Source organism: Aquamicrobium sp. NLF2-7 (genome assembly GCF_022359935.1).
In the GTDB taxonomy this organism is placed as follows: Bacteria; Pseudomonadota; Alphaproteobacteria; order Rhizobiales; family Rhizobiaceae; genus Mesorhizobium; species Mesorhizobium lusatiense.
In genome coordinates, this window is record NZ_JAKSED010000008.1 from 36,618 (window position 1) to 46,743 (window position 10,126).

At 59.9% G+C, this 10,126-nt stretch carries 12 protein-coding genes; 4 read left to right on the top strand and 8 right to left on the bottom strand.

Going from position 1 to position 10,126, the window contains the following annotated elements:
* Positions 1 to 32: 32 nt before the first annotated feature.
* The 4 genes from MIC97_RS24220 to MIC97_RS24235 all read right to left on the bottom strand — a co-directional run bounded on the left by MIC97_RS24220 (position 33) and on the right by MIC97_RS24235 (position 3,574).
* The gene (locus tag MIC97_RS24220; RefSeq protein WP_239802432.1) at positions 33 to 743 is read right to left on the bottom strand and encodes a helix-turn-helix domain-containing protein; all 711 of its coding nucleotides are present in this window, start codon (positions 741 to 743) and stop codon (positions 33 to 35) included.
* 192 nt (positions 744 to 935) lie between these two features.
* Positions 936 to 1,073: a ribbon-helix-helix protein, CopG family gene (locus MIC97_RS24225; protein ID WP_239802433.1), complete on the bottom strand. Its 138-nt coding sequence runs from the start codon at positions 1,071 to 1,073 to the stop codon at positions 936 to 938.
* A gap of 457 nt (positions 1,074 to 1,530) precedes the next feature.
* The gene (locus MIC97_RS24230) at positions 1,531 to 2,106 is read right to left on the bottom strand and encodes a hypothetical protein (RefSeq protein WP_239802434.1); all 576 of its coding nucleotides are present in this window, start codon (positions 2,104 to 2,106) and stop codon (positions 1,531 to 1,533) included.
* A 67-nt stretch (positions 2,107 to 2,173) separates the two neighbouring features.
* Positions 2,174 to 3,574 carry an ISKra4 family transposase gene (locus MIC97_RS24235; protein ID WP_239802435.1) on the bottom strand — a complete coding sequence of 467 codons (1,401 nt, stop codon included), beginning with the start codon at positions 3,572 to 3,574 and terminating at the stop codon, positions 2,174 to 2,176.
* A gap of 142 nt (positions 3,575 to 3,716) precedes the next feature.
* Between MIC97_RS24235 and MIC97_RS24240 the strand changes: the two genes are divergently transcribed.
* Positions 3,717 to 4,529 carry a tyrosine-type recombinase/integrase gene (locus MIC97_RS24240; RefSeq protein WP_239802436.1) on the top strand — a complete coding sequence of 271 codons (813 nt, stop codon included), beginning with the start codon at positions 3,717 to 3,719 and terminating at the stop codon, positions 4,527 to 4,529.
* On the opposite strand, the gene MIC97_RS24245 is transcribed toward MIC97_RS24240, so the two are convergent.
* Entirely contained in the window at positions 4,510 to 5,160 is a 651-nt protein-coding gene (locus MIC97_RS24245) for a plasmid pRiA4b ORF-3 family protein (RefSeq protein ID WP_275592588.1), read from the bottom strand. The genes MIC97_RS24240 and MIC97_RS24245 overlap by 20 nt on opposite strands.
* A 70-nt stretch (positions 5,161 to 5,230) precedes the next feature.
* On the opposite strand from MIC97_RS24245, the gene MIC97_RS24250 reads away from it, so the two are divergent.
* The 3 genes from MIC97_RS24250 (at position 5,231) to MIC97_RS24260 (ending at position 7,290) form a co-directional block, all read left to right on the top strand.
* Positions 5,231 to 5,566, top strand: a complete 336-nt coding sequence (locus tag MIC97_RS24250) for a hypothetical protein (RefSeq protein WP_239802438.1) — start codon at positions 5,231 to 5,233, stop codon at positions 5,564 to 5,566.
* Between the two features lie 153 nt (positions 5,567 to 5,719).
* Positions 5,720 to 6,112 carry a hypothetical protein gene (locus MIC97_RS24255; RefSeq protein WP_239802439.1) on the top strand — a complete coding sequence of 131 codons (393 nt, stop codon included), beginning with the start codon at positions 5,720 to 5,722 and terminating at the stop codon, positions 6,110 to 6,112.
* A gap of 242 nt (positions 6,113 to 6,354) precedes the next feature.
* The gene (locus MIC97_RS24260) at positions 6,355 to 7,290 is read left to right on the top strand and encodes an IS5 family transposase (RefSeq protein WP_239802440.1); all 936 of its coding nucleotides are present in this window, start codon (positions 6,355 to 6,357) and stop codon (positions 7,288 to 7,290) included.
* A gap of 316 nt (positions 7,291 to 7,606) precedes the next feature.
* On the opposite strand, the gene MIC97_RS24265 is transcribed toward MIC97_RS24260, so the two are convergent.
* The 3 genes from MIC97_RS24265 to MIC97_RS24275 all read right to left on the bottom strand — a co-directional run.
* Positions 7,607 to 8,473, bottom strand: coding sequence for a CoA ester lyase (locus MIC97_RS24265; RefSeq protein WP_239802441.1), 867 nt, complete (start codon positions 8,471 to 8,473; stop codon positions 7,607 to 7,609).
* Between the two features lie 50 nt (positions 8,474 to 8,523).
* Positions 8,524 to 8,901 (bottom strand): nuclear transport factor 2 family protein, encoded by a 378-nt coding sequence (locus MIC97_RS24270; protein WP_239802442.1) that lies wholly within the window; start codon positions 8,899 to 8,901, stop codon positions 8,524 to 8,526.
* On the bottom strand, positions 8,898 to 10,126 hold a 1,229-nt coding region (locus MIC97_RS24275), incomplete at its 5' end, for a N,N-dimethylformamidase beta subunit family domain-containing protein (protein WP_345773580.1). The genes MIC97_RS24275 and MIC97_RS24270, both read right to left, overlap by 4 nt.

A 10,126-nucleotide genomic window follows, 5' to 3' on the forward strand; every position in this document is an offset into this window, starting at 1 on the left:
GCTGCGTTAGCAGCCCGAACGGCGACGTCCGGTTATCTTTCTCTATCTTTAAGAGATCTAGATGGGGATTCAGTCTGTCTGGCGGACTCACGTAGTTTCATTGAACGAGCAAGATTGGCGAGGGCCTGTCCGAGCGGGTTATCACCAACATCGAACAAAGCCAGCTCGTCCATGGGGAGGCTGGATCGATACGCTTCCACTTCGGCCACGCGCTCGGCCTCGGCCTGTGCGTAATCATCCGGTGGGGGAGGGGCTTCGCCCCAACGGCCAAGAAACTGCAAGGCCCGCTGCGGCAAGGACAAGCGATAGGCATTACTGGTCTGCTGCACCTGGGGGCCACGTCCCTCATTGCCGGTCGGCACATAGCGCCGGAGCCAGTCGAGGAAGCCGTGCGCCCGTAACGCCTTCAGTGCGCGCACGATTGCGTCACGCGACCGCCTGAGATGGCGCATGAGGGTTTCAATTGATGGGTCGAGTTGTCCGGTGCGGAAGTTCACCATGTTGGCGAACAGCTCGACCAACTCGATCGCCACGCCGCCTAGAGGTCCATTGCGAGCGCCTGGTTGTTTGTTTGCCAGTTCATAGCGTCGTGCCGCCAGCACGATCTGGCGAACCTGCTTTCGATCCGTGCGCCGCCAGAATACACCTTCGCACCGTCCAGCGGCGCGGCTATGCCTTCGAACGGGCGTACGTTCCCGTTCGGTCGGCGCTCCTGCGAGCACCGCCCCTAAAGATTCAAACATGGTCTTTTCGTCCTCCGTCCATGGGAGGGCATGTCCTGTGGACGGCGGACATAGCTTCGCCGTTTCCCGCAAGACTCACTCTTGCGGGGCCGGCTCTACTCGACTATGTTGGGATCAGTTTTAGGGAGATGCCCAACACGGTCGTTTCCGAAATCCAAAAACCCCTTGCCGCTGGTAACGGCTAGGGGTTTTTCATTTTATGCCCTTGCGCTTCTTCTCGAAATAAAACCTCAAGGCTTGTTCGATGATGGGCGTGCGTCCCCGCACTCCCTCTGCTTCCTTTGTCTGATCAATCATCTCGATCAGATCGTGAGGAAGATCCGTATTCACATAGACACGCCCAGCAGCTCGCAATCGCTCTCTATGAGCGGAAACTCTGTCGCGGGTTGCTGTTTTCTCTACATGAGTCATCGTTACAGGAAACGGCGTTTTGTCCGATTCTGCAACCCCTTATGGTTAAGGCACTGAAATATCGTGCTTTTGCCTGTCACATTGCAGGAACGGCGAAGGCAAATCGCTCCGACTCACCCACGAATCGGCCATGCCGTGTTGCAATTTCCGGCGAGATCCAGCGCGCAGCGCCAGGGCGGGCGGGGAGTTCGAGGGGAGGGGCCTGGGGCTCCCCTCGTCTGGTTTCGGGTGGGTCGATCCCGACCGGAACCAGCTAGGGCCATTGCAGCATGGGGCGGAATCCTAGGTTAGCGCGATCAACAGCAAAAAACCCGGCGCGTCACCGCACCGGGTTTTCTAGCGATCGGTGAGAGCGGACCTTGCGGCCCGCTCCAGTCTATTCCGCCGCGATCGCCATGGCCTCGGCGTCGTCGGCTTCATCGTCATGTTGCGCGCGCAGCAGGGCAGGGAGCCATGTTTTTCCCTGCAAGGCAGTCTCGGCCTGTGCGACCGCCTCGGCCTTCGGTGCCTTCCCGACCGCCTTGATAGCGTCTTTCGAGCAACCGGCCTCCTGCATCACCTCGGCAATCTGCGCCTTGGACAGCCGGGAGAGAAACACCGCTTCCGGGGTCCAGAACTGGCGCATGTCGAGATTGACGGCAACGGCGATCTGCTCGGCCTGTTGCAACCGCTCGCGGCTATGGTCGTGCTTGGCCCGCACCGCGTTGAGGTTCGCCGCCGTGACGAAGGCCAGAAGGTCGGTAAGCCGTTCGGTCGGCTGTTCCAGCAGCCATTCCCAAAGATCGCCGGGATTGCCGGGGATATGATCGGCCCATGTCTCCATGATGTTGGTCCATTCAACAAGGGCGCGGCAGGCGTCCGGTTCCTTGATCGAGGGGGCAAGGTCACGGCGCTGCCCGCTGACCTCGATGGCGGATTCCGTGCGCCCGAAGGCGAAACCGTCATAAAACACCTTGGCAAGGAGCGGGTGCAGGATGGCGGCGAGGGCGATTTGGAGAGCATGAGGAATCGTGTGGCAGTTACGCCGCTGCTTGGTTGCCAGTGTTTCGGTGATTATCGTTTGCCATGCCCGGATACCACGTCTCGAAGGTCGAGCGCAGTGAGCCGTCGAGGGTCTGCGTTCGGGTTTGCAGCAGAAGATGCGCGCCTGTCCGGCTCCATTGCATTTGCTGCTTCTTGGCGAAACGCTTGCTGACGACGGCGTTGACGGTCGCCTCGACGAAAGCGGATGATATCCGCTCTCCGGACCGGTAGCGTTCGCCATAGTTGATCAGGCTGGCGTGGTTTGATCCGATATAGAATCGGAATTCGCCGATCGCTGTCAGAAACTTTTTCATGTTCGGGTAGTCGGTTTCCGTGGCTTCGGCATCGTCGAGCAGCCAATCGATCTCCTCACGCGCCCGGTAGGTGTTGCCATGCCACAGGTACCATTTGATCCGGGACAGCATGTCCAGCAGGCCGTTGCCGGCTTCCTTGTCATGATGGCGAAGGCCTTGGGCGAACTGGCGAATCACAGTGATGCGCATTGTGATGTGGAACCAGTCCAGGACATGCTCGCTGGCCGGGGCGATCATTTCGGCGAGCGAGCGAACTTCCTCGCCGCCGTCGGTGATGAAGGTGATATCCTGATTGGCCTGCACGCCCTGCTTTTTAAGATGGTCGAGGATTCGGCGCTGCGGCTTGCGGTCGTAACCATGAACGAAGCCGATATAGCGCGGCTCACCGTCCTCGGGCAGGGAGCGGCCGACGATCAGCTCGAAATTCTTCTTCCGGTCGTCACGATCCCGGATATAGCCGCCATCAAGACCAATGACGATGCGGCCGTCGGGGATGGGCAGGTTCATCCAGTCGCGCGGACAGGAATCCTGCATGAAAGAGACGCGCTCTTCCGTCAGCTCCTGCTCAATTCGGGCGGCCGTTTTCAGCGCATGCTGCCGCACCGTTGTGGCGTTGATCCCGCAGGCGATCGGCAACACATCGGCCAGCAGCTCCGCCGCGGCTGCATACGGCACGAGCGAAGCCCAGCGCGTTTCGAGATACAGACGCTCGGGCGCGATGTGGTCGGGGATCAGTCGCCGCAACGGCGACACCGTGCCCGGCCCATTGCGTCCTTCACTTTCCGGCAGAGCGTATCGCGGACTTCTGAGCCGGACGTCGCCGAACAGGGTGTGGAAGGTGACAGGATAGTATCCCTTGTGCCGCAACCGGCGGCCGTTCGTCTCACGGTTTTCCGTCAGCCATAGGTCCACCTGCGTCTCCACCATCTTCTGCTGAAGCCCGGCAAGCAGGGCTTTGCCCTCGGCGAGCGACAGGCCGAGATCCTCCGCACCCGTTGTGATCTTTGTCAGGTCGGCGATGATCTCCCGACCGATCTCCTCGCCGTCGTCACCGGTGATTTCCATGATGATCCGAACCTTCATGCCATCTCCTTGCCAGGTTTTCCAGAACGGGCGGAGTGGAAAGCTCGTCACGCCCGACCGGCGCATTTCTGCTCTCCGCTTTCGCCGGCAACGGTGATAACTCTCACCAGTTAGCAATCCGGAAATCATCTGGTAAACCGTCATGACCTCGATCGATCGTGCCGCCAATGCCATCGCCACTATCCTGATCCGTGAAGGGATCGACTATCTGCAGAGCAAGGCGGTCATCAAACGCGCCCGCGCCCAAGCCGGTCTGTCGGCGCCGCCGGAAAAGCGAACGTCGATCAACAGGCTGACGATCGAGGACGAACTGACCTTTATCGACCATGCCTACGAAGAGAGTGGAGCGACGGGCCTGCTGCTTCAGACCCTTTTGGAAACCGGCTTGCGCGTTTCCGAATTCACCCGCCTGCGCGTCGAGGATGTCAGCTTGGCGGAGCGTGTGATCATCGTCATGCGCGGCAAGGGATCGAAACGCCGCGAAGTCCCGATCCGGCGGGAACTGGCGCAGATGCTGAGGCTTCATATCGGCACAAGACGTGCCGGTCCCCTGTTCCAGAGCCGTGAACGGGGCAACGGTCCGCTGCCCTATACCTACAGTCGCCAGCGCATCGGCCAGATCGTGCGGCAGGTCGCCCATCAGGCCGGGATCACCAAGCGGGTCTATCCGCATCTGCTGCGCCATACCATGGCGACGAAACTGTTGGCGCTCGGCATGGATATTACCGACGTGCAGCGCTTCCTCGGCCACGAGAACATCACTACGACACGGCACTACGCCGAAACGACTGCCGCGACCCTGCGCCGGAAATTCGATCGGGTTACCGCACCAGCGGCACGATCGTTGCTTTTCGGCATCCAGCACGACCGCGGTGAAGCCGCCGCTCTTCTCGCCGCCGATTTGCTGGCAAGCGGTCGCGGTTCGAATGGTGAAGTCACATCTGCTGATGCATGAGGGTGAGATGCTCATCTCGCCGCAGGCACTCGTTCACCTTCTGCCGCTTGAACGTCCTGCCCAAAAGGGCGTTTCGCCTGTCGATGCGGGAAAGCAGCTCCCGAAATTCGTCCGCTCGATCCGGATCGTCGAGGATTGCAAAGGACCGGGTGTCATTGATGTCCTGGATGAATTCCAGCGCACTGGCGAGATCTTCATCCAATCCAATCCCGAACGCTTCATCCTCCTGCCGGATCCAGGCATTAGGCCCGCCGCTATCCTCCGGCGGGCAAGTGCCGGCACCGCCGATGCAGCAGGGATAATGGATTTGCGGTTTGGCAGCGCGCCGCTCTTCCAGCCGTACCTCATGGTCCCACGGAACATTGAGATCGTATTCATACAGAAACCGACTTCCGGTGCGCAGCTTCAATGCGTCAAGTCCGATGTCCGGCGATTCAGCATTCAATTCCCATGAGCCATAGCGGACCGTGTGCACGACAAACTGGTAGAGATGGATGCCTTCCCAGCCCATCGCGACCTGAAGAACGCCGTGAAACTCGCGCAAGGTCATGGTCGCCGGCACCTGCACCTGCCGCCACACCATCGGGCTCAGCCCCTTCAGCCAGAAGCGGAATTGCAGGACCGTCGGCATCGTGTCCGGCGTCTGAGCACCCTCGGAATTTGATGACGAACGCCGGCTCGATCGACGCGGTGGTTTCAAGATGGCTGGCCTCGGTGAAAATCACCGCCCACCCTATACCGATTTTACCCCAGGGCGGCACCGCCACACAAATCCTCATGCTCTCCATCAGGCGCTGGAACTGCTCGCTGGTCTCATCTCGCCGCAGGCGCTCGTTCACCTTCTGCCGCTTGAACGTCCTGCCCAAAAGGGCGTTTCGCCTGTCGATGCGGGAAAGCAACTCCCGAAATTCGCCCGCCCGATCTGGATCGTCGAGGATTGCAAAGGACCGGGTGTCACTGATGTCCTGGATGAATTCCAGCGCACTGGCGAGATCTTCATCCAATCCAATCCCGAACGCTTCATCTTCGGGCTTTGAGTAGCAACGGAACAGAAAACCCACATAGGCTTGTTTGCCCACGGGGGGTTAGCTGTCGATAGATTGTTGGACGGGTTTATGTGAATTTTCTGGATCAAAAACGGTTGTTCGGGTACGTGCTCCCATTTTCACATCAAACTCAGGTTTGTTGCGATGATCGACACAGACCACTGCCCGAATTTTCCGGATCTGCCGCCGGAAGACAAGATGGGCTTTGCCGTGCCGAAGACGCCGGCCCACTCGCTCATGCTCCTGAACAGCTACATGCGAACCGACATGCTGCAGCACATCCATATGCGCCTTCATAAGATGAGGGATGAGGACGAGCCTGGTTCACCCTTGCATCATCTGGCGAAAAGCCTCGAACAGGTCATCGACACCTGGGACGGCATCAATCTGATCGATTGCTTTACCCGCAACCACTTCCACATCGATCCGGATTACGAATTCCGGCCGGAGCAGGACTACCCCCACGATATCCGGTTGATGAAGCATCACCTCAAATGCCACAGGTCAACGATCAAGGAGTTGGATCGCTGGAGCTAACGCCGTGCCGGAAAGCTCACCCCGGCCGCTTATGTGAGTTTTCTGTTCCGTTGCTACTCAGAGCCCGGCTTCGACATCCTGCTCGACCTCCAACGGTCAGCGAATCGAATCTGATTTGCCTTCCGTTGGCAATCCCGATTCAATCAAAATGCTAACCGGTCTAAAGAGACGTGTGCGCGGGTGCCTGGACCAGCGTGTTGATCTGTGATTCTCTCAATCTGGACAATGGATAGAGGGCTGCGATGTCACGCTGGCGCATTGGTCAGGAAAAGTTTGGCTTTGTCGTTGATCGCGGCCAGCATTCGTCTTTGGACGAGCTTGCCGGACTGATTGACTGGGCACCGATCGAGCGCCATCTGGCCGTTATTTCCTGCGCAACCAAGGGCGAGCCTGCCTGGCCGCCACTGGCCTTGTTCAAGGCAATGCTGCTGTCGATCTGGTACGACCTATCGGACGTGAAGCTTGCCGAAGCGCTGGACGACAGAGGATCGTTCCGGCGGTTCTGCGGTTTCTCGGCTTCAGAGCCGACACCTGAGCGAACGGCTTTCGTGCGTTTTCGAAAAGCCCTTGTGGCACATAGAATGGACAAGACCCTGTTCGACGAGGTCACCCGTCAGCTTAAGGCCAAGGCGATCCAGGTTAAGACCGGTACGCTTGTCGATGCGACAATCATCGCTTCGGCCAGTGAGGATGATGAAGAGGGCCCTTGGGTCAAACATAAGGGCCGACCAGCGGTTCATGGCTTCAAGGCCCATGTGGGTGCCGACGCCGATACGGCTCTGGTTGAGGAGATTGCCATCACGCCCGCCAACATCAACGATGGCAAGGCCGGTCCTGATGCGCTGCCCGACGATCCCGGCGAGGTGTTTGCCGACAGCGCCCATCGCGGTAATCATTTTGGCGATGCGGTCCGTGCCAAGGGCGGCACGCCGCGTATTGTCGCCACCGGCATGTGGGGCCGTAACGAGGCTGAAACGCTCAAGCGGCTTGAGGCCTGGAACCGGCCGATCCACCGCATTCGTGGTCGGATCGAGAAGATCTTCGGCACATGGAAACGAAGCTATGGTCTTCGTCGGATGCGATGGCGAGGGCTTGCCAAGGCAGGCGTTCAAATTCGCCTCACCGCCATCGCCTACAATATGAAACGCAGTCTGAAGATCATCGCCATGGCTGGATAGCGGGCAAAAACACCACCGGCGCTCACACAAGGGCGCTAAAAGCCACAGCCAACTACGTTGGCGCTGATATCTTCCCGTCCATCGCCGCGATAGCCGACAACATCAAACAAAATCAACGCAAAACGCGTCCCCCGCACAGGTCTCCTAAATGGTGGAACTGGAAACGATGTCCTCATCGACGGAGCCGGCGGTAAGGCGGGCCGCCAGGAGCGTCAGAGCCTGACATCGTTCGGCGCTTAATGTTGGTCAACCAGTATATTGTAGTTCCTGGGTCATATATCGGAAGCTTCAATACCGTGACAACATCCCCCCCGCGTCACGTCGCCCGCGCAATCAGCCTGCGCGCCATGTCTGCGTGAAGCCGCTCGACCATTCTGCCGTTGACGACCAAGACCCCGTTTCCGGCGTTGCTGGGACACTCGAAGGCCGCGGCGATTGCCTGCGCTTCCGAAAGGGCGGCTTCCGTCGGCGAAAAGGCGGTATTTGCAGCAGCGATCTGGTCGGGATGGACAAGGGTCTTGCCATCGAAGCCCCCCAGCACGCCTTGCCGGCATTCGGCGAGAAAACCGTCCATGTCGCGCAGGTCATTGTAGACGCCGTCGAGCACATCCATGCCGAAAGCGCGCGCATGGATCACGATCAGGCTCAGCCAGTGCTCGATGGTTGGGCGGCCGTCCGGCAGAGGCAGGTTTGTCTCCTTCGCCAGGTCGTTGACGCCGGCAACGAGGCAATCAAGTCCGACTCCATCCGCTGTTCCAACCTGCGCGATTTCGCGCAGGTTGACGATGCCGAAGGGCGTCTCGACCATCGCCCAGAGGCGTATGTCCTGGCCTCCAGAAGCGTCCAGAAACCGCCGGGCGGCAAGCAATATCTCGGACCCCTCCACCTTGGGAAGAAGCAGCGCATCGGGTTCGCATTGCACCGCAGCGCGCATGTCCTCCGCGTCCGGCCTGCCGGAAAACGTATTGATCCGAATCACCTGCTCCTGCGCCGGTGGGCGCGCGGTGTCGCCGAAATGAGCCAGCAGACTGGCTCTCGCCTCGGCTTTTGCATCCGCGGCGACCGCATCCTCCAGGTCGTAAATGACGACATCGCAGGCAAGCCGCACGGCCTTCGCCATGGCCCGTTTATTGGCTGCCGGCACATAGAGGACGGATCGGCGCGGGCCAACCGCTCGTGACATTCGCATGTATCCTTGTCTTAAGCAGATTTCGACGGGGGCCGCCGTGTGTTCTATGCGGCCGGTATGTCTTCGGCGTGATAGGTCTTGGCCGCAATGCGCCATGCGGAGACGGTTCTGACCAGGCTCAGATAGTCGACGAACCTTTTCGGCGGAAAGGCCGACGTCACCTTCGCCATGGCCATGTCGCCCTCCACCTCGATCGACAGGATTCGGTTTTGGCTCTTGAAGCCGCTCGCCTCGGGTGATTTGCGATTTTGAACCCGTTCGAGCCAAGGCTCGACGGCAAGAGCGGTCGCTTCTCCATTGATGGCCGCGTAGAGCGCCGAACCCGGTGCAAAGGCCTGGCGCAGGGCATCGACGTCGCCCACATGGAGGGCATGGAGGTAGCGCCAGACGACGGCTTCGACTTCGGCGATGTCGGATTTCATTTGTTATCTCCAGCAGTTAGCCAATTGTGGACGAAGGGGGTTGGGTCGACGAACCGGCGCAGGACGTTGCCCGTAATGCGCGAAATATTGTTGTCATAATTGTTGTGGCTTAAACTGCCGGGCCAAGCGATCGAGCCGACGTTGAAGACCGCGCCTCCGCCTGCCGTTTCGAAAAAAACCATGTCGGCTTGAATCCGCGCTTCGACAGGCGCCGTAACGGTCGGAACGGTGATGCTCATTTCCTCGTTGACCAGGCGGAAGGCTTCGGTGTGGCCTTCGGACGATGCGAGGATGAGTGCATGTACCGGCGTGCCAAGGCTGGTGTCGGCGTGGTCGATCTCGATGCCTGCCGCCCCGCCACCCTGCAAGCCGAAATCGCCGATGATCTCGTCGTCGACACCGTCGAAGATGAAGGCTGCGCGCGGGTCTTCGCTGGCAGCGGTCCGCCGATAAAAGGCGGAGAGGTCGAAACCTTCCGAGATGAAACCGACACCGCCGATGGATTGCGGCGGCCGTCCATGCGCCCTCCACAGGCCGCCGCGCTTGCCGTCGAAGGAATGGAACTCCTCCCCGGGCTGCGTCTCCCAGGTGCGGATCGCCGGGCCATTGCGCCGTACTTCCATGACCCCGGGCAGCACCGGATGGTAGGCGATGCGCCAGTAGAAGCCGTTGCCTCCGAGAACGGCCAGCCGTCCGCCGGCATCGACATAACTCTTGGTCGCCTCCCACATCTCGGCCGAGAAATATTCGGGATGGGAACCGGTGACGACCGTGGCGTACTGGCTGAGAAGACGGAAGCCTTCCGCATGTAGATCATCGTCGGTGACGACGTCGTAGTCGAGCCCCTGGCTTTCGAGCCAGTCGGTAATGTGGGTATCGGCATTGAATTCGCGCAGGTTCGAGCCCTTCGCCCCGAAGGAACTGATGTAGCCGGGGCGGAAATTGAGAATGGGGCGCAGGCGCGACGAATAGCAGACCCCGCTGCCGTCCGAATGGACGTCATAGAGCGACGGACCCCATTCGGGATGCTCATCGATCAGCAGATTAGCCTTGTGCAGCACGATCACCCGGCTGGAGAGAAGCTCCGCGATCGGGAACGGCACCGGGTTCAGGTTGGCATAAGCGAGGTAGGTTGCTGTGGAGGCGACGAGACAGATCGGCGCGCGGCGGTCGCCCTGTCTTGGCTTGACGAAGAACGGGATGCGGTCTTCATCGTCGCCGGCGA